Here is an 18,893-nt window from a genome sequence, read left to right as displayed (position 1 = left end):
GCGCGTCGGCGCGTCGGCGCGTCGGCGCGTCGGCGCGTCGGCGTGTCGGCGCGTCGGCGTGTCGGCGTGTGTCAGCCGAGCTTCGACACGTCGCGCACCGCGCCCTTGTCCGCGCTCGTCGCCATCGCCGCGTACGCCCGCAGCGCGGCCGAGACCTTGCGCTCGCGGTTCTTCGGGGCGTAGACCCCGCCCAGCGCCTCGCGGCGGGCCGCCAGCGTCGCGTCGTCGACCAGCAGCTCGATCCCGCGGCTCGGGATGTCGATACGGATCCGGTCACCGTCCTCGACCAGCGCGATCGTGCCGCCCGACGCCGCCTCGGGCGAGGCGTGGCCGATCGACAGGCCCGACGTACCGCCCGAGAAGCGGCCGTCCGTGACCAGCGCGCAGGTCTTGCCCAGGCCCCGGCCCTTGAGGAAGGACGTCGGGTAGAGCATCTCCTGCATGCCCGGGCCGCCGCGCGGGCCCTCGTAGCGGATGACGACCACGTCGCCGTCCTTGACCTGCTTGTTCAGGATCTTCTCGACGGCCTCCTCCTGCGACTCGCAGACGACGGCCGGGCCCTCGAAGGTCCAGATCGACTCGTCCACACCGGCCGTCTTCACGACACAGCCGTCGACGGCCAGGTTGCCCCGCAGGACCGCGAGGCCGCCGTCCTTGGAGTACGCGTGGGCCGCGTCGCGGATGCAGCCGCCGGCCGCGTCCGTGTCCAGGGTCTCCCAGCGCTCCGACTGCGAGAAGGCGGTCGCCGAGCGGACGCAGCCGGGGGCCGCGTGCCACAGCTCGACGGCCTCGTCGGAGGGGGAGCCGCCGCGCACGTCCCAGGTCTCCAGCCACTCCTTGATGGAGCGGGAGTGGACGGTGTGGACGTCCTCGTTCAGCAGGCCCGCGCGGTACAGCTCGCCGAGGATGGCCGGGATGCCGCCGGCGCGGTGGACGTCCTCCATGTAGTACGTGCCGCCGGGCGCCACGTTCGGGGCGACCTTGGCCAGGCACGGGACCCGGCGGGAGATCCGGTCCATGTCGGACAGGCCGTAGTCCAACTCGGCCTCCTGGGCGGCGGCGAGCAGGTGCAGGATCGTGTTGGTCGAGCCGCCCATGGCGATGTCCAGGGCCATGGCGTTCTCGAAGGCCGCGCGGGTGGCGATCGAGCGCGGCAGGACGGAGTCGTCGTCCTCGTCGTAGTAGCGGCGCGTGATGTCGACGACCGTGCGGGCCGCGTTCTCGTACAGCGCCCTGCGCGCGGTGTGCGTGGCGAGCACGGAGCCGTTGCCGGGGAGCGAGAGGCCGATGGCCTCGGTCAGGCAGTTCATCGAGTTGGCGGTGAACATGCCGGAACAGGACCCACAGGTCGGACAGGCGTTCTCCTCGATGCGGAGGATGTCCTCGTCCGAGATCTTGTCGTTGACGGCGTCGGAGATCGCGTCGACCAGGTCGAGCGTGCGGACCGTGCCGTCGACCAGCGTGGCCTTGCCGGACTCCATCGGGCCGCCGGAGACGAAGACCGTCGGGATGTTCAGGCGCAGGGCCGCGTTCAGCATGCCCGGGGTGATCTTGTCGCAGTTGGAGATGCAGATCAGGGCGTCGGCGCAGTGCGCCTCGACCATGTACTCGACGCTGTCCGCGATCAGGTCGCGGGAGGGCAGGGAGTACAGCATGCCGCCGTGGCCCATCGCGATGCCGTCGTCGACGGCGATCGTGTTGAACTCGCGCGCGATGCCCCCGGCCGCCGTGATGGCCTCGGAGACGATCCGGCCGACCGGCTGGAGGTGGGTGTGGCCGGGGACGAACTCGGTGAACGAGTTGGCGACGGCGATGATCGGCTTCCGGCCGATGTCCGCGCCGGGTACACCGGAGGCGCGCATAAGGGCGCGTGCGCCCGCCATGTTGCGGCCGTGGGTGACTGTGCGGGACCTCAGCTCGGGCATCGTCGCTCGCTCCTCAGTGATGGGGGTGCTTGCTTCGAGCGTACGCCGACCGCCCAAGATCTGGACGGCGTGTCCGCATGTCGGACACCCTGTTCAGCCTTCGGTCACGCTTCCGTGAGGTAGCGCTGGAGCGTCGGGGCCACGTGGGCCACGATCTCCTCCGGGTCGGCGGAGGCCATCGGCTCGACCTGGATGACGTACCGCAGGATCGCGATCCCGATCATGTGGGAGGCGGCGAGCTCCGCGCGGAACTTCGGGTCCGGTACGTCGAGGTCGGCGGCGATCCGTTCCAGGAGCCGCCGCAGGACGAAACCGCGCAGCACCTTCGCCGCCGCCTCGTGGGTCAGCGCCGAGCGGACGATCGCGAGGAGCGGGGCGCGGCTGACCGGGTTCTCCCAGACGCCGATGAAGTAGCGGGCGAGGCGCTCGCCGATCCCGTCGCGCGGACCGCCGAGGATCGCGGGCAGGACGAGGGCGGGCTCGAACGACACCTCGATCGAGGCGGCGAAGACCTCGTCCTTCGTACCGAAGTAGTGGTGCACCAGCGCCGGGTCCACGCCGGCCGCCTTGGCGATGCCGCGCACGGAGGTCTTGTCGTAGCCGCGCTCGGCGAACTGCGCGCGGGCGGCCTCCAGGATGCGCTCGCGTGCGCCGGGACCGCTCTCCTCCTCGGTACGGGAGGGACGGCCGCGGCGGCGCGGGGCGGCCGGTCCGGTCATGGGCGGGGCGCCCCGGAGGGCCGGGACGAGGACGTGGCCGAGCCCGCGGTCGCGGCGGAGGCCAGGTGGAGGCGGGTGAAGGCGAGGGCCTCGGCGAGGTCCGCCTCGCGCTCGGCCGCCGACATCGCGCGCCGGGTGTTGACCTCGATGACGACGTGGCCGTCGAAGCCGGTGAGCGCCAGGCGCTCCAGGAGTTCCGCGCAGGGCTGGTTGCCGCGGCCGGGCACGAGGTGCTCGTCCTTGGCCGAGCCCTTGCCGTCGGCGAGGTGGACGTGGCCGAGGCGGTCGCCCATGCGGTCGATCATGGCGAGGGCGTCCGTGCGAGCGGTGGCGGTGTGCGAGAGGTCGACCGTGAAGTGCCGGTAGTCGTCCTTGGTGACGTCCCACTCGGGGGCGTACGCGAGCATCTCGCGGTCCTTGTACCGCCAGGGGTACATGTTCTCGACGGCGAACCGTACGTCCGTCTCGTCGGCCATCCGCCAGATCCCGGTGACGAAGTCGCGCGCGTACTGGCGCTGCCAGCGGAACGGCGGGTGGACGACCACCGTGGAGGCGCCGAGCCGCTCGGCGGCCGACTGGGCGCGCTGGAGCTTGACCCAGGGATCGGTGGACCAGACGCGCTGGGTGATCAGCAGACAGGGCGCGTGGACGGCGAGGATCGGGACCTGGTGGTAGTCGGAGAGCCGGCGCAGGGCCTCGACGTCCTGGCTGACCGGATCCGTCCACACCATGATCTCGACGCCGTCGTAGCCGAGGCGCGCGGCGATCTCGAAGGCCGTCGCCGTCGACTCCGGATAGACCGAGGCCGTCGACAGCGCGACCTTCGCATCCGGGATGCGCACGACTGGTTCTGCCACGAAGGACAGGGTACGGGGCCGGGCCGGGGCCGGGGAGGTGGTTCCGGTCACGGTGGGGGCGCGGGGGCGTGGACGGGTCGCCCGGGCGCGGGGGCCCGGGCGCTTCACGCGCGCGTGGCGCCCGACCGGTGCTCCGCGCCCTCCCCCGGGCGCCCGACCGACGGTCCGCGCCGTCCCCCGGGCGACCGACCGTCCGTCCACGCCCTCCCCCGGCGGCTACTCCTCCGGCAGGTGGTCCAGGCGGCGCAGGATCACGCCCTCGCGCAGGGCCCAGGGGCAGATCTCCAGCTCGTCGACGCCGAAGAGGTCCATCGCGGCCTCGGCGACGAGCGCGCCCGCGAGCAGCTGCGGGGCGCGGCCCTCGGAGACACCCGGCAGGGCGGCGCGCTGGTCGACGGTCATGACGGCGAGCCGGGGGACCCACTCCTCCAGGGACCTGCGGGTCAGCAGCCGGTCGACGTAGAGCCCCTCCCCCGAGCCGGGGGCGCCGGCGATCCGGGCGAGCTGCTTGAAGGTCTTGGACGTGGCCACGACATGGTCGGGCTTGCCGAAGCGGCTGAACTCGCCGACCGTACGGGCGATCTGGGCCCGTACGTGGCGGCGCAGGGCCCGTACGTCCGCCTCCGCCGCCGGGTCGCCGGGCAGCCAGCCCGAGGTCAGCCGTCCCGCGCCGAGCGGCAGCGAGACCGCCGCGTCCGGCTCCTCGTCGATGCCGTACGCGATCTCCAGCGAGCCGCCGCCGATGTCGAGCAGCAGCAGCTTGCCGGCGGACCAGCCGAACCAGCGGCGGGCGGCCAGGAAGGTGAGCCGGGCCTCCTCCTCGCCGGTGAGGACCTGGAGGTCGACGCCGGTCTCGTCCTTGACCCGGGCCAGCACGGCGTCGGCGTTCGTCGCCTCCCGCACGGCCGATGTCGCGAACGGCAGGACCTCCTCGCACCCCTTGTCCTCGGCGGCGCCCAGCGCGTCCCGGACGGTGGCGATGAGCAGCTCCACGCCGTCGGGAGCGATGGCGCCCCCGGCGTCGAGGAGCTGCGCCAGCCTCAGCTCCGCCTTGTGGGAGTGGGCGGGCAGCGGTCGGGCGCCGGGGTGGGCGTCCACCACCAGCAGGTGCACTGTGTTCGAACCGACGTCGAGGACTCCGAGTCTCATGGACGGAACGCTACTGCGCCCGCGCGCATACGCTTGGCGTGTGCCAAAGACGAAAAAGGCGAAGCCGGGCAAAGACAGCGGCGACAGCGCCACGAAGGCTCCCAAGCCCCCCAAGGACCTCACGACCTCCAAGGGCGACAAGGCCGTGAAGGCTGCGAAGGCCGTGAAGGTCGCCAAGGTCGCCACGAAGCAGGGCGCGGCGGCGCCCGGAGCGGACGTCGAGCCGGACGAGAAGGGCCTGGACTTTCCGCGCGCCTGGGTCGAGTTTCCCGACCCGGCCGACGACGAACAGGTCTTCCGCTGCGACCTGACCTGGCTGACCTCGCGCTGGACGTGTGTCTTCGGCAGCGGCTGCCAGGGCATCCAGGCGGGCCGCGCCGACGACGGCTGCTGCACGCTCGGCGCGCACTTCTCCGACGAGGACGACGAGAAGCGGGTCGCCTCGTACGTGGACCGGCTCACGCCGGAGCTGTGGCAGTTCCACGACGTCGGCACGGAGTCGGGCTGGGTCCAGCTCGACGACGACGGCGACCGGCAGACCCGCCGCTGGAAGGGTTCCTGCATCTTCCAGAACCGGCCCGGGTTCGCGGGCGGTGCGGGCTGCTCGCTGCACATCCTCGCCCTCAAGGAGGGCAAGGAGCCGCTGGAGACCAAGCCGGACGTCTGCTGGCAGCTGCCGGTGCGCCGCACGTACGACTGGATCGACCGGCCCGACGACACCCGGATCCTGCAGGTGTCGATCGGTGAGTACGACCGGCGGGGCTGGGGCCCCGGCGGTCACGACCTGCACTGGTGGTGCACGTCGGCGACCTCGGCGCACGGGGCCGGGGAGCCGGTGTACGTGACGTACCGGCCGGAGCTGACCGAGCTGATGGGCAAGGCGGCGTACGACGTGCTGGTCGAGCTGTGCGAGGCACGGCTCTCCTCCCAGCTCCCGCTGGTGGCTCCGCACCCGGCGGACCCGGTGGGCCAGGACGCCCGGCGGACCCGCCCCGCTCATAGGGACACGACCTAGGAGGGCGGCGGCGAGTCCGAACCGGTCGGGGTTCCCGGGTCCGTGGACGTCGGGGGCTCCGTCGTCGGGGTCGGCTCCGTCGTGGGCGGCGGGGTCGTCGGCTCCTCCGTGGTCGGGGGCGGCTCCTCCGTCGTCGGCGGGGGCGTCGTCGGAGGCTCCGTCGTGGGCGGCGGGGTGGTCGGCTCCTCCGTGGTCGGCGGGGGCTCCTCCGTCGTCGGGGGCGGGGTGGTGGCCCCGCGGCCGTCGATCCGGACGACCGCGCCCGAGGGGTTCACGCCGACCCGGGCGGACCAGGCGCCCGCGGGTTCGCGCGCGTGGTCCACGGAGATCCGTACCGTCACCGACTCGCCCGGGCGCAGGGTGCCCGAGGCCTGGTTCACGTACAGCCAGGGCGCGTCCGACCAGAGCGCCCAGGAGACGGGCGAGCCGCCGGAGGCGGTGAGGGTGAGCAGGGTCGTGTCGCCGTCGCCCTTCGCCGTGACCGTGATCCGGCCCGGGCCCGCCTCGCCCGGCGCCGAGGGCCCCACCGGGCCGCCGGGGCTGATCACCTCGACGGAGACGTCCGGGGAGCGGCTGCCCTGGGTGAAGCGCGGATCGGGGGTGGTGCGGGCGTTGCCCGCGTTCTCGTAGTGGTCGTACGGGGAGCCGTCGAGGCCCGCCGGTTCGTCCGCCTCGCTCGCGCTGACCGGCGCGCCGGCGCCGGCCTCGCCCGTGACGGGACCACCGCGGTACGAGGCCCACAGGGCGAGGACCGGCGCCGCGACGACGGCGGCCACGACCGTCGTCGTCACCGCGCGGGCCCGCATCCGGTCGCGGCGCGCCGCGTGGTCCTTGGGGTCCAGGGGGAATCCGGCCGGCCCGAAGCGCGGGGCGCCCGCACGCGCGCGTGGGACGTGCAGCATCGCCACGTAGGCGGCCGCCCTCGGCGCCTCGACCAGCGGGAGCCGGGCCGGGGTGGGCGTGGTCGCGCCGGGCCACGGGGCGCTCGCGCCCGCCCGCTCGGCGGCCCGGCGGCAGCGCGGGCAGTCGTCGACATGGCGGACGAGCTCGGCCCGCAGGGCGGTGGAGAGCAGCACCTGGTGGTCGCCGGTGAGCCGGGCGACGGTGGGACAGTTGCCGGTCTCGACGACCGCGAGGGCGGCCCGGGTGCGCTCGACCTCGCAGGCGGCCGAGGAGAGCAGCTCGCGGGCGGCGAGCGGGTCGAGGGAGAGCACGGCGGCGACGGCGCGGTGGCTGAGGCCGTGCCGGACGGCGAGTTCCAGCGCCTCGCGCTGCTCGGGGGTGGTGCCTGCGGCCTCCGGCCAGGCGAGGAGGGCCAGTTCGGCGCGGCGGCGCTCGGCGACCTCCTCGGAGACCGGGGGCGGCTCGGGCGCGGCGACGGGCGGGCGGCCGGTGTGCGCGCCGCCCTGCCGCTTGGCGCGCTGTTCGCCGAGGCTGCGCAGACAGGCCCAGCGGGCGAGCGCGTAGAGCCAGGCCCTGCGCCCGTCCTCGTCGGCCGGGCAGCGGCCGCGGTGGCGCTCGGCGACGGCGAGGACGTCACCGAGGACGGCGGTCGCCGCGTCGTGGTCGCACAGCACGGAGAGGCAGTAGGTGAACAGGCCGTCCAGATACGCCTCGTAGCGCGCGGGCGGCTGCTGACCGAGAGTGCGGGGGCTTTCGGCCGCCCGCCGGTGCGCCCGGTGTGCGCCGGTGGTGTGGGTGGGGGGTTCCAGCCTGCTGCTCGTCACTGGGCGACCGTAGGCAGGACGGGGCGGACTCTTCGTACCGGTTGAACACTTTTAATCCTTACGGGTGAAGGTATCCCTCAAAAGGGGACACGAACACGGCATTCCGCGGGCCGTGCGCCGGCCCCCCGACCGGCTCCGCGCCCGCTGTCAGTGGGGGCCGCTACGGTGTGGCGCATGGCTGCCCGTACGAAATCCGCCAAGGACCGGCCGTCCTACCGCTGCACCGAGTGCGGCTGGACGACCGCCAAATGGCTCGGCCGTTGCCCCGAGTGCCAGGCCTGGGGGACGGTCGAGGAGTACGGCACGCCCGCCGTCCGCACCACCGCCGCGGGCCGGGTCTCCACCGCCGCGCTCCCCATCGGCCAGGTCGACGGCCGCCAGGCCACCGCGCGCTCCACGGGCGTGGACGAGCTGGACCGGGTCCTGGGCGGCGGCCTGGTGCCCGGCGCGGTCGTCCTGCTCGCGGGCGAGCCCGGCGTCGGCAAGTCCACGCTGCTGCTCGACGTCGCCGCGAAGGCGGCCAGCGACGAGCACCGCACGCTGTACGTGACCGGTGAGGAGTCCGCGAGCCAGGTCCGGCTGCGCGCGGACCGCATCAACGCGCTGAGCGACCACCTGTACCTGGCCGCGGAGACCGACCTGTCCGCCGTGCTCGGGCATCTCGACGCCGTCAAGCCCTCCCTGCTGATCATGGACTCGGTGCAGACGGTCGCCTCCCCGGAGATCGACGGCGCGCCGGGCGGTATGGCCCAGGTGCGCGAGGTCGCGGGCGCCCTGATCCGGGCCTCCAAGGAGCGCGGCATGTCCACGCTCCTGGTCGGCCACGTCACCAAGGACGGCGCCATCGCGGGCCCCCGCCTCCTGGAGCACCTGGTCGACGTCGTCCTGCACTTCGAGGGCGACCGGCACGCGCGCCTGCGCCTGGTCCGGGGCGTGAAGAACCGGTACGGGGCGACGGACGAGGTCGGCTGCTTCGAGCTGCACGACGAGGGCATCACGGGCCTGGCCGACCCCTCGGGCCTGTTCCTGACCCGGCGCGACGTGGCCGTGCCGGGCACCTGCCTGACGGTCACGCTGGAGGGCCGCCGGCCGCTGGTGGCCGAGGTGCAGGCGCTGACCGTCGACTCCCAGATCCCGTCGCCCCGGCGGACCACGTCCGGTCTGGAGACCTCCCGGGTCTCGATGATGCTGGCCGTTCTGGAGCAGCGCGGCCGGATCAGCGCGCTCGGCAAGCGGGACATCTACTCGGCGACGGTGGGCGGCGTGAAGCTCTCCGAGCCCGCCGCGGACCTGGCCATCGCGCTCGCCCTGGCCTCCGCCGCGAGCGACACACCGCTCCCGAAGAACCTCGTCGCGATCGGCGAGGTGGGGCTCGCCGGCGAGGTGCGGCGGGTGACGGGCGTGCAGCGCCGCCTCGCGGAGGCGCACCGGCTCGGCTTCACGCACGCCCTCGTCCCCGCCGACCCGGGCAAGGTCCCGGCGGGCATGAAGGTCACGGAGGTGGCCGACATGGGCGACGCGCTGCGGGTGCTCCCCAGGGGGAGGCGGCCCGCGGAGACGTCCTGACGGACGGGAGCGACGGTCCTGACGGACGGGAGCGAAGGTCCTGACGGACGGGAGCAAACGGTGTGCGAATCCCGCGCGGGGCGGTGTCGCTAGACTTTGCCCTGGTCTCGCCCATCCGTACGAGCCGGAGGAGAGCAGTGGCAGCCAAGGACGGGAACGAAGCGCTGATGCGCGCGGCCCTCAGCGCGGTCGCTCCCGGCACCGCACTGCGTGACGGCCTCGAGCGCGTTCTGCGGGGCAACACCGGTGGTCTGATCGTGCTCGGCATGGACAAGACGGTGGACTCGATGTGCACCGGCGGCTTCGTGCTGGACGTGGAGTTCACGGCGACGCGCCTGCGCGAGCTGTGCAAGCTCGACGGCGGGCTCGTCCTCGACAAGGACATCTCCAAGATCCACCGGGCGGGCGTCCAGCTCGTCCCGGACGCCTCCATCCACACCGAGGAGACCGGCACCCGCCACCGCACGGCGGACCGGGTCTCCAAGCAGTGCAACTTCCCGGTCGTCTCCGTCTCCCAGTCGATGCGGCTCATCGCGATCTACGTGAACGGTGAGCGCCGCGTCCTGGAGGAGTCCGCCGCGATCCTCTCCCGGGCCAACCAGGCGCTCGCGACCCTGGAGCGCTACAAGCTCCGGCTCGACGAGGTCGCCGGCACGCTCTCCGCACTGGAGATCGAGGACCTGGTGACGGTCCGGGACGTCACCGCCGTCGCCCAGCGTCTGGAGATGGTCCGCCGGATCGCCACCGAGATCGCCGAGTACGTCGTCGAGCTCGGCACCGACGGCCGGCTTCTCTCGCTCCAGCTGGACGAGTTGATCGCGGGCGTGGAGCCCGAGCGCGAGCTCGTCGTCCGGGACTACGTACCGGAGCCGACGGCCAAGCGCTCGCGCACGGTCGCGGAGGCGCTCACCGAACTCGACGCGCTCTCCCACGCCGAGCTGCTCGAACTGCCCATCGTGGCCCGGGCCCTGGGCTACAGCGGTTCCCCCGAGACCCTCGACTCCGCGGTCTCCCCGCGCGGCTACCGGCTCCTCGCCAAGGTGCCGCGGCTGCCCGGCGCGATCATCGAGCGGCTCGTGGAGCACTTCGGGGGCCTGCAGAAGCTGCTCGCGGCCAGCGTCGACGACCTCCAGACGGTCGACGGCGTCGGCGAGGCGCGGGCGCGCAGCGTCCGCGAGGGCCTCTCCCGACTCGCGGAGTCCTCGATTCTCGAGCGGTACGTCTGACCGTTCCGGAGCGGTACGTCTGACCGTCACGGATCGGTACGTCATACGGAAGGGGCGGTACGGGATCTGATCCCGTACCGCCCCTTCTCCGTGAGGTCGAGCCCTACTCCTTGGCGAGCGTGAACGAGGCCGGAGCCACCTTCGCGCCCGGCACGGCCGCCTCCACCAGGTACGTCCCGGGTCCCACCGGGCCGGCCGGGGGCGTGGCGCACTGCGGGGCGCTGCGGGTCCGGTCCCACTCCACGGTGTGCGTGATCGTCGCGTTCGCCGGGATCCGGAGCAGGACGGCGCCAGCCGCGCGCGGGCAGTCCTTCGAGGACCAGACGTCGTCGTCCTGGTTGTCACTGATCGTCAGAACCGCGTTCTTCGGACCGAAATCGGCCTTGCAGTCGGAGGCCGAGGTGTTCCTGGCGACCAGCTGGAAGCGCGGCTTCTCGCCCGCCTCGTACGAGACCTGGGCGGTGCGCAGCGTCAACTGCACTGCTCCGGGGGCGCAGTTAGGCAGTGGAGAATTGGCCGGAACCTGCTGTCCCGCGCCCGTTCCCGCGCCGCCGTCGCCGCCCGCGCCGTCGGTGTCGCCGTTCTTTCCGCCGCCCTCCGCACCGGCGTCCGCGCCCGTGCCGGCGCTCGTACCGGTACCGGCGTCCGTGCCGCCGTCGCCTCCGGCGTTCTCGCCGGAGTCGCCCGACTCGTCCCGGCCTCCCGGCTGTTCACTGATCGCGGGACCCGAACCGGAGGGCCCGGGGGTGATCGAGGGCGCGGGAGAAGCGCCGTTGGCGGCGTCGTCGGTCTTCTTCCCGCCCCCGCCACCGGAGGTGACGGCCCACAGGGCGACCAGCGCCACGAGGACGATCAGGCACAGCGCGACCGCCCTCCGTCGCCAGTAGATGGAGGAGGGAAGCGGCCCGACCGGATTGCGCAGTGATCCCACGCCACGAACCTTACGAGAGATCGGCGCCAACTCCCGCCCCACCCGCCGCCCCAGGCGTCAAGTTTTGCCGATGATCACATCCACCCCACTTTCGTCAGGGGTCGTCGTGGTCCTTCGGCTCGGGTGCCGGCCATCGGCGGCGGCCTAGCGTCGGCCGTCATGGACACCCTCTCGGACGATCTCTATCGCGAGGTCACGGACTTCGCCCACGCCACCCCGCACTGGTTCCAGCTCCTCGCCGAGGTGTGGACGGAGGCCGGACTGCTGCTCTTCGGCGTGCTGTTCCTGGCCGGCTGGTGGCGCGCCAGGACCGCGCCGGGCGGCGCGATGGCCCTCGCGCTGCTCGCCCCGCTCGCGACCGCCTTCGGGTACGTGGTGAGCGAGGCGCTCAAGTCGGTGGTGGACGAGGAGCGTCCGTGCCGTGCGGTCGCCGGGGCGCCCGCCTCGCTCGTGCCGTGCCCGCCGACCGGCGACTGGTCCTTCCCCAGCAACCACGCGGCCATCGCGGGCGCGGCGGCCGTGGCCCTCGCGCTCTCCTGGCGCGGGATCGTGTGGCTGACCGTGCCGATGGCGCTGCTCATGGCGTTCTCCCGGGTCTTCGTCGGCGTCCACTACCCGCACGACGTGGTCGTCGGCCTGCTGCTCGGCGGGGCGGTCGCCTTCCTGGTCGTCAGGGGCGCGAACCGGCCGGTCCTGGCCCTTGTGGAGGCGGCACGGTCGAGCCGGAGCGGCGCCGTGGTGTGGTGCGCCGGGCGTGGGCCGCGCCCGCACGCCTCCACGCGCCCCGGGGGTGTGCGCCACGGCGCGTACTGAACGCGCCGTGGACGTGCCAGGATCGGGGGTGCGATGACTTCCACCGATGCCCCCACCCCCGTGTTCGAAGCCCCGGCCGTCGCGGCGCCCGCCGCCCTGCACGGGCCCGTCCTCGCCTGGTTCGACCGGCACGCCCGCGACCTGCCCTGGCGGCGCCCCGAGGCGGGCGCGTGGTCCGTGATGGTCAGCGAGTTCATGCTCCAGCAGACCCCGGTCGTCCGGGTCCTGCCGGTGTACGAGCAGTGGCTGGCGCGCTGGCCGCGCCCCGCCGACCTGGCCGCCGACGCGCCGGGCGAGGCCGTCCGCGCCTGGGGCCGGCTCGGCTACCCGCGGCGGGCGCTGCGGCTGCACGCGGCGGCGGTGGCCATAACGGAACGGCACGGCGGCGATGTGCCGAGCGAGCACGCGGCGCTGCTCGCGCTGCCCGGGATCGGGGAGTACACGGCGGCGGCCGTGGCCTCGTTCGCGTACGGGCAGCGGTACGCGGTCCTCGACACGAACGTCCGCCGGGTGTTCGCCCGGGCGGCGACGGGCGTGCAGTACCCGCCGAACGCCACGACCGCCGCCGAGCGCAGGCTCGCGCGGGAGCTGCTGCCCGAGGACGAGGCGACGGCGGCGCGCTGGGCGGCGGCCTCGATGGAGCTGGGCGCGCTGGTGTGCACGGCGAAGAACGAGGACTGCGCGCGGTGTCCGATCGCCGAGCTGTGCGCGTGGCGGCTGGCCGGGAAGCCCGCCCACGACGGGCCGCCCCGGCGCGGGCAGACGTACGCGGGCACCGACCGCCAGGTGCGGGGCCGGCTGCTCGCCGTCCTGCGGGACTCGCCGGGGCCGGTCTCCCAGGCCGCGCTCGACGCGGTGTGGGACGACCCGGTGCAGCGCGCCCGCGCACTGGACGGCCTCGTCGCGGACGGCCTCGTCGAGCCGCTGGACGACGCGGAGTACCGCCTGCCGCAGGGCTGAGTCCGCGGCGGCGCACGGGTCCGGAGGCCTGAGCCCGCGGCACATGGGTCCGAAGACCTGTGCCGCGGCGGGCCACAGGCCCGAGTCCGCGGCGGCCCGCGGGACCAGGTCCGTTGCGGTCCGCGGCCTGGCGAGCCAGGCCCTATACCCACTCCAGCGCCCTGTTACACAACCGATGGACAGCCGTGCGTCCGCCGACGGCTGGGGCGCACAACCTCGTGACAACAGCTCCGTAGCGTCATCGACGTCAAGCAAACGAGCTGGTCACGGGGATGGAGGCGGTCGGTATGTCGCACGGCGAGGTGCTCGACTTCGAGGAGTACGTACGCACTCGGCAGGACGCGCTGCTGCGCAGCGCCCGCCGGCTCGTCCCCGACCCGGTGGACGCGCAGGACCTCCTCCAGACCGCCCTCGTCCGCACGTACGGCCGCTGGGACGGCATCGCCGACAAGTCGCTCGCCGACGCGTACCTCCGCCGGGTGATGATCAACACCCGTACCGAGTGGTGGCGGGCCCGCAAGCTCGACGAGGTCCCCACCGAGCAGCTGCCCGACGCGTCCGTCGACGACGCCACCGAGCAGCACGCCGACCGCGCGCTGCTCATGGACATCCTCAAGGTGCTCGCCCCGAAGCAGCGCAGCGTCGTCGTGCTCCGCCACTGGGAACAGATGAGCACGGAGGAGACGGCCGCCGCGCTCGGTATGTCGACGGGTACGGTGAAGTCCACGCTCCACCGCGCCCTGGCCCGACTGCGTCAGGAACTGGAGAGCCGTGGCGTCGCCGACGCCCGTGCTCTGGAGCGCTCGACCGTACGACGTGACGAACGGGGGCAGGACCGGTGCGCGGCCTAGGCGCCAGAATCGACGGCGACGACGGGTCCGGCGGCCCGCGCCGCCGGACCCTCACGGCGGCGAGCATCACGGCGGTGACCGTGCTCGCCGCCGTCGCCGTGCTCCTGACCGCCTGCTCCACCGGTGGTACGGGCTCCCGCGACGAAGGCGCGGCCCGCACCGACGCGGTGGCCTCGGCCTCCCCCGCGCCGGTCTCCCCCGCGCCGTCCTCCGGCCAGATGCCCGCCGAGCGGGTCGACCCGATCGCACTGCTCAAGGCCGACCCCAAGATCGGGCCCCGGCTGAAGGACGATCTCAAGCCCTGCGTGGCCGACGCGTACCCGGTGGACACCTCGTACGGGAACCTGACCGGCGGGACCTCGCCCGATGTCGTCGTCAACGTGATGACCTGCGGTGACGCCGTCGGTATCGGCACCTTCGTGTACCGCGAGAACGGCGACGGCTACAAGAACGTCTTCATGGTCGAGGACGCGGCCGTGTACGCCACGATCGACCGGGGCGACCTCGTGGTGACCAAGCAGGTGTACGCCAAGGGCGACCCGGTGGCCTACCCCTCGGGCGAGGACGTGATCACGTACCGCTGGTCGGGCAGCAGGTTCTCCCAGCACGACTGGGTGCACAACGACTACAGCCGCGCGGTCGGCGACGGTGGCCTCGACGGCCCCGCGACGCCGGAGCCGAGCGGCAGCTGAACGAGAACGTGAAGTGAGAGGGCGCGCGATGGCCGAGACCCATGTGCTGTTCGTCGAGGACGACGACGTCATCCGCGAGGCCACCCAGCTGGCGCTGGAGCGGGACGGCTTCGTGGTGACCGCCATGCCCGACGGCCTGTCGGGCCTCGATGCGTTCCGGGCGGACCGCCCCGACATCGCGCTGCTCGACGTGATGCTGCCGGGCATGGACGGGGTGAGCCTGTGCCGTCGCATCCGCGACGAGTCGAACGTGCCGGTGATCATGCTGTCCGCGCGGGCCGACTCCATCGACGTCGTCCTGGGTCTCGAGGCCGGGGCCGACGACTACGTGACCAAGCCCTTCGACGGTTCCGTGCTCGTGGCCCGGATCCGGGCCGTGCTGCGCCGCTTCGGCCATGCCGGCGGCCCGGCGCCCGGTGACGCGGGCGGGGACGAGGGCCCGGAGGGCGGCCTGCTGGTCTTCGGGGACCTGGAGGTCGACACCGAGGGCATGGAGGTCCGCAGGGGCGGCGAGCAGGTGGGTCTTACCCCGACCGAGATGCGGCTGCTGCTGGAGTTCTCGACCGCGCCGGGCACGGTTCTGTCCCGGGACAAGCTCCTGGAGCGGGTCTGGGACTACGGCTGGGGCGGCGACACCCGGGTGGTGGACGTCCATGTGCAGCGGCTGCGCACCAAGATCGGCCAGGACCGGATCGAGACGGTCCGCGGCTTCGGCTACAAGCTCAAGGGATGACAGTCGCTGATGTGTGAGAAGCAGGTCGGCAGATGAGGCCGCCCGCCCTGCGTACCGGCGTGCGCTGGAAGATCGCCGTCGCCATCGCGGCCGTGGGCGCGCTCATCGCGGTCACGCTCAGCCTGGTCGTCCACAACTCGGCGCGCGTTTCGATGCTCGACAACGCGCGCGAGGTGCAGATGGAGCGGCTCCTCTTCGCACAGCGGATGTACGAGGGCTCCAAGCCGAAGGAGCCGCGGTTCGGCACCAAGATCAACGACCCGATGCTGCCGCCCGAGCTCGATCAGCTGATGCGCGACAACCGGCGCGGCACGTTCGTCCAGGAGCACAGCCACGGCGGTCCGCCCGACGTCTGGGCGGCCGTGCCGCTCGCCAACGGCGACGTGCTGTCGCTGCACATCCCGTTCGCCGACCGCAGCGCGGCGATCATGAAGGACCTCGACCGCGCGCTGGTCATCGGCTCCGTCTCCGTGGTCTTCGGCGGCTGCGCGCTCGGTGTGCTCATCGGCGGCCAGCTCTCGCGCCGGCTCCGCAAGGCCGCCGCGGCGGCCGGCCGGGTCGCGCAGGGCAACACGGAGGTACGGGTACGGGACGCCATCGGCGGGGTCGTCCGCGACGAGACCGACGAGCTGGCCCGCGCGGTGGACGCGCTGACCGACGCGCTGCAGGAGCGGATCGAGGCCGAGCGCCGGGTCACCGCCGACATCGCGCACGAGCTGCGCACCCCGGTGACCGGTCTGCTCACGGCGGCGGAGCTGCTGCCTCCGGGGCGCCCCACCGAACTCGTACGGGACCGGGCGCAGGCCATGCGCACGCTGGTCGAGGACGTCCTGGAGGTCGCCCGGCTCGACAGCGCGTCGGAGCGCGCCGAGCTGCAGGAGATCGCGCTCGGGGAGTTCGTGGAGCGCCGGGTGCGGGCGCTCGACCCGGAGGCGGTCGTGCACGTGGTGCACGAGTCCTGGGTGAGCACGGACCCCCGACGCCTGGAGCGGATCCTCGGCAACCTGCTCGCGAACGCGGCCAAGCACGGCAAGCCGCCGGTCGAGGTCACGGTCGAGGGCCGGGTGGTCCGGGTCAGGGACCACGGGCCCGGCTTCCCCGAGGCGCTGCTGCGCGAGGGCCCGAGCCGGTTCAGGACCGGGGCGAGCGACCGCGCGGGGCAGGGCCACGGGCTCGGCCTGACGATCGCGGCCGGGCAGGCCAGGGTCCTCGGGGCCCGGCTGACCTTCCGGAACGCGGCTCCCGAGGGCACGCCGGAGGGCGCGGGCGGCGCGATCGCGGTGCTCTGGCTGCCGGACCACGCGCCGACGAACACGGGCAGCTTCCCGATGATCAAGTTCGCGGACTGAGGGTCGTACAAAGGGCCGAGAGACGTACGCACGAGAGGGCCCCGGCACATCGGATGTGCCGGGGCCCTCTCGCGTACGGGACGGTCAGACCGTCTCGGCGACCTTCGGCTGCTCGCCGTCCGTCGTCTGCGGCTTCTTCGCCTCCGGTCCGGCGCCGCGCAGGGCGACCTCCTTGACCAGGAAGGCGAGGACGAAGCCGACGACCGCGACCGCGGCGCCGACCAGGAAGGCCGAGTGCGTACCGGCGGCCACCGCGTGCTGGTACGCCTCGCGCAGCGCCTCGGGCAGCTTCGCGAGGGAGGCCGCGTCGAGCTGGGCGGACTGCTGGGTCAGCTCGGAGCCGCCGCGGGCCGCCATCTCGTCCTGGACGCGGCTCGTGAAGAGCGCGCCCATGATCGCGACGCCGAAGGAGGAGCCGAGGGTGCGGAAGAGCGTCGTCGAGGAGGAGGCGACGCCCATGTCCTTCATCTCGACGCTGTTCTGCGCGACGAGCATCGTGATCTGCATCAGGAAGCCCATGCCGGCGCCGAGCAACGCCATGTAGACGCCGGAGGTCAGGCGGGAGGTGCCGGTGTCCATCTGCGCGAGCAGGAACAGGCCGATGACCATCAGGGCCGTACCGATGATCGGGAAGATCTTGTACTTGCCGCTGTTGGTGGTGATCCGGCCGGAGATCAGCGAGACGACCATCATGGCGAGCAGCATCGGCAGGAGCAGCAGACCGGAGTTGGTGGCGGAGGCGCCCTGGACGGACTGCTGGAAGAGCGGCAGGAAGAGGACCGCGCCGAACATCACGAAGCCGGTGAGGAAGCCGATCACCGACATGAGGGTGAAGTTGCGGCTGCGGAAGATGTGCAGCGGGACGACCGGGTCGGCGGCGCGGGTCTCGGCCCGGAGGAACGCGGCGAGCGCGAGGACACCGGTGACCGAGAGGCCGACGATGGTCGCGGAGCCCCAGGCGTACTCCGTACCGCCCCAGGTGGTGACGAGGACGATCGCGGTGATGCCGACGGTCAGCAGCCCGGCGCCGAGGAAGTCGATCCGGATGGAGCGGTCGCGCTGCTTCTTCGGCAGGTGGAGCACCGCGGTGATCATCGCGAGGGCGACGGCGCCGAGCGGCAGGTTGATGTAGAAGGACCAGCGCCAGCCCCAGTGGTCGGTGATGGTGCCGCCGACCAGCGGTCCGCCGATCATGGCGAGGGCCATCACGCCGGCCATCATGCCCTGGTACTTGCCGCGCTCGCGGGGCGGGATCAGGTCGCCGATGATCGCCATGACGCCGACCATCAGACCGCCGGCGCCCAGACCCTGGACGGCACGGAAGCCGATGAGCTGGCCCATGTCCTGGGCCATGCCGCTGAGCGCCGAGCCGATCAGGAAGATCACGATCGAGGTGAGGAAGACGCCCTTGCGGCCGTACATGTCGCCGAGCTTGCCCCAGATGGGGGTGGAGGCGGCGGTGGCCAGGGTGTAGGCGGTGACGACCCAGGAGAGGTGCGCGAGGCCGCCGAGCTCGCCGACGATGGTCGGCATCGCGGTGCCGATGATCATGTTGTCGAGCATCGCGAGCAGCATCGCGATCATCAGGGCGAGGAGGACGACGCGGACGCTGCGCGGCTGCTCCGCCTCCTGAGACGCCTCCGCCGCCGCCTTGGGTTCTGGTGTGGTGGTCATGTCCCGCGCTCCTGTGTTTCCCGCTCCTGGCACCCACCTGGGCGCTTACTTGCCGACCGGCTAGTTACTACACTGGGGACGGTAGACCCGTAACTAGCCGGGCGTCAAGTAAGTAAGAGAGTGTGGGAGCGAGCAGACCATGGCCAGAGGCAACACCCGCCAGCGCATCCAGGACGTGGCTCTCGAACTCTTCGCCGAACAGGGGTACGAGAAGACCTCGCTGCGGGAGATCGCCGAGCGTCTCGACGTCACGAAGGCGGCGCTGTACTACCACTTCAAGACCAAGGAAGACATCCTCATCGGGCTCTTCCAGGACCTCACCCGCCCCATGGACGAGCTGATCGAGTGGGCGCGCACGCAGCCCCGCACGCTGGAGACGCGCCAGGAGATCCTGCGCCGCTACCAGCAGGCGCTCCTTGCCGCGGCCCCGCTCTTCCGCTTCATGCAGGAGAACCAGGCCACGGTGCGGGAGCTGAGCATCGGGCTGACGTTCAAGGAGCGCATGATCGAGCTGACGGGCCTGGTACAGGAGGAGGACTTCGCGACGGTCGACCGGGTGCGGTGCGTGAGCGCGATCTTCACGCTGCACGCCGGCACCTTCTTCATGCAGAACGTCGAGGGCGACCTCGAGGAGAAGCACGAAGCCGTCCTCGAGGTCGCCCTCGATCTGCTGAGCCAGGCGCATCACGCCTGATCAGATGCTGTG

17 protein-coding genes are annotated in these 18,893 nt (G+C 72.8%); 10 read left to right on the top strand and 7 right to left on the bottom strand.

The window, feature by feature from the left end; genetic code table 11:
• Positions 1-71: 71 nt before the first annotated feature.
• The 4 genes from ilvD to ACF09C_RS12440 all read right to left on the bottom strand — a co-directional run bounded on the left by ilvD (position 72) and on the right by ACF09C_RS12440 (position 4,650).
• Positions 72-1,925 (bottom strand): dihydroxy-acid dehydratase, encoded by a 1,854-nt coding sequence (ilvD, locus tag ACF09C_RS12455; protein ID WP_392091347.1) that lies wholly within the window; start codon positions 1,923-1,925, stop codon positions 72-74.
• A gap of 104 nt (positions 1,926-2,029) precedes the next feature.
• Positions 2,030-2,644, bottom strand: coding sequence for a TetR family transcriptional regulator (locus ACF09C_RS12450; protein WP_392091346.1), 615 nt, complete (start codon positions 2,642-2,644; stop codon positions 2,030-2,032).
• Entirely contained in the window at positions 2,641-3,501 is an 861-nt protein-coding gene (locus tag ACF09C_RS12445) for a sugar phosphate isomerase/epimerase family protein (protein WP_392091344.1), read from the bottom strand. Before ACF09C_RS12445 ends, ACF09C_RS12450 begins: the two co-directional genes overlap by 4 nt.
• Before the next feature lie 216 nt (positions 3,502-3,717).
• Positions 3,718-4,650 (bottom strand): Ppx/GppA family phosphatase, encoded by a 933-nt coding sequence (locus ACF09C_RS12440; RefSeq protein ID WP_392091343.1) that lies wholly within the window; start codon positions 4,648-4,650, stop codon positions 3,718-3,720.
• 40 nt (positions 4,651-4,690) lie between these two features.
• Between ACF09C_RS12440 and ACF09C_RS12435 the strand changes: the two genes are divergently transcribed.
• A complete protein-coding gene (locus tag ACF09C_RS12435) occupies positions 4,691-5,665 on the top strand; it encodes a hypothetical protein (protein WP_392091341.1) in 975 nt (324 codons plus the stop codon).
• Here the strand turns inward: ACF09C_RS12435 and ACF09C_RS12430 are convergent.
• A complete protein-coding gene (locus ACF09C_RS12430) occupies positions 5,662-7,392 on the bottom strand; it encodes a hypothetical protein (RefSeq protein WP_392091339.1) in 1,731 nt (576 codons plus the stop codon). The two genes, ACF09C_RS12435 and ACF09C_RS12430, sit on opposite strands and share 4 nt — an antisense overlap.
• Positions 7,393-7,566: 174 nt before the next feature.
• On the opposite strand from ACF09C_RS12430, the gene radA reads away from it, so the two are divergent.
• Together radA and disA are read left to right on the top strand one after the other, a co-directional pair.
• On the top strand, positions 7,567-8,958 hold the full coding sequence (gene radA, locus ACF09C_RS12425; protein WP_392091338.1) for a DNA repair protein RadA: 1,392 nt from the start codon (positions 7,567-7,569) through the stop codon (positions 8,956-8,958).
• Positions 8,959-9,125: 167 nt separating this feature from the next.
• Positions 9,126-10,184, top strand: a complete 1,059-nt coding sequence (gene disA, locus ACF09C_RS12420; RefSeq protein WP_362015852.1) for a DNA integrity scanning diadenylate cyclase DisA — start codon at positions 9,126-9,128, stop codon at positions 10,182-10,184.
• Positions 10,185-10,287: 103 nt separating this feature from the next.
• Here the strand turns inward: disA and ACF09C_RS12415 are convergent, their stop codons facing one another.
• The gene (locus ACF09C_RS12415) at positions 10,288-11,115 is read right to left on the bottom strand and encodes a hypothetical protein (RefSeq protein WP_392091336.1); all 828 of its coding nucleotides are present in this window, start codon (positions 11,113-11,115) and stop codon (positions 10,288-10,290) included.
• A gap of 159 nt (positions 11,116-11,274) precedes the next feature.
• Between ACF09C_RS12415 and ACF09C_RS12410 the strand changes: the two genes are divergently transcribed.
• The 6 genes from ACF09C_RS12410 (at position 11,275) to cseC (ending at position 16,513) form a co-directional block, all read left to right on the top strand.
• Positions 11,275-11,928: a phosphatase PAP2 family protein gene (locus ACF09C_RS12410; protein ID WP_392091335.1), complete on the top strand. Its 654-nt coding sequence runs from the start codon at positions 11,275-11,277 to the stop codon at positions 11,926-11,928.
• A 33-nt stretch (positions 11,929-11,961) separates the two neighbouring features.
• Positions 11,962-12,888 carry an A/G-specific adenine glycosylase gene (locus ACF09C_RS12405; RefSeq protein WP_392091334.1) on the top strand — a complete coding sequence of 309 codons (927 nt, stop codon included), beginning with the start codon at positions 11,962-11,964 and terminating at the stop codon, positions 12,886-12,888.
• A 287-nt stretch (positions 12,889-13,175) separates the two neighbouring features.
• A complete protein-coding gene (locus ACF09C_RS12400) occupies positions 13,176-13,739 on the top strand; it encodes a SigE family RNA polymerase sigma factor (protein WP_362414168.1) in 564 nt (187 codons plus the stop codon).
• The gene (locus ACF09C_RS12395; RefSeq protein ID WP_392091333.1) at positions 13,727-14,431 is read left to right on the top strand and encodes a hypothetical protein; all 705 of its coding nucleotides are present in this window, start codon (positions 13,727-13,729) and stop codon (positions 14,429-14,431) included. Before ACF09C_RS12400 ends, ACF09C_RS12395 begins: the two co-directional genes overlap by 13 nt.
• Positions 14,432-14,459: 28 nt before the next feature.
• A complete protein-coding gene (gene cseB / locus ACF09C_RS12390) occupies positions 14,460-15,164 on the top strand; it encodes a two-component system response regulator CseB (protein ID WP_392091332.1) in 705 nt (234 codons plus the stop codon).
• Positions 15,165-15,196: 32 nt separating this feature from the next.
• Positions 15,197-16,513 carry a two-component system sensor histidine kinase CseC gene (gene cseC, locus ACF09C_RS12385; RefSeq protein WP_392091331.1) on the top strand — a complete coding sequence of 439 codons (1,317 nt, stop codon included), beginning with the start codon at positions 15,197-15,199 and terminating at the stop codon, positions 16,511-16,513.
• An 84-nt stretch (positions 16,514-16,597) separates the two neighbouring features.
• On the opposite strand, the gene ACF09C_RS12380 is transcribed toward cseC, so the two are convergent.
• On the bottom strand, positions 16,598-18,187 hold the full coding sequence (locus tag ACF09C_RS12380) for an MDR family MFS transporter (RefSeq protein WP_392091330.1): 1,590 nt from the start codon (positions 18,185-18,187) through the stop codon (positions 16,598-16,600).
• Between the two features lie 139 nt (positions 18,188-18,326).
• On the opposite strand from ACF09C_RS12380, the gene ACF09C_RS12375 reads away from it, so the two are divergent.
• The gene (locus ACF09C_RS12375) at positions 18,327-18,881 is read left to right on the top strand and encodes a helix-turn-helix domain-containing protein (RefSeq protein WP_362414178.1); all 555 of its coding nucleotides are present in this window, start codon (positions 18,327-18,329) and stop codon (positions 18,879-18,881) included.
• Positions 18,882-18,893 lie beyond the last annotated feature (12 nt).

It is taken from the genome of Streptomyces sp. NPDC014870 (assembly GCF_043081505.1).
Taxonomy (GTDB): Bacteria; Actinomycetota; Actinomycetes; order Streptomycetales; family Streptomycetaceae; genus Streptomyces.
Note: the sequence above shows the minus strand (reverse complement) of the source record. Positions and strands in the feature narration are given on the sequence as shown.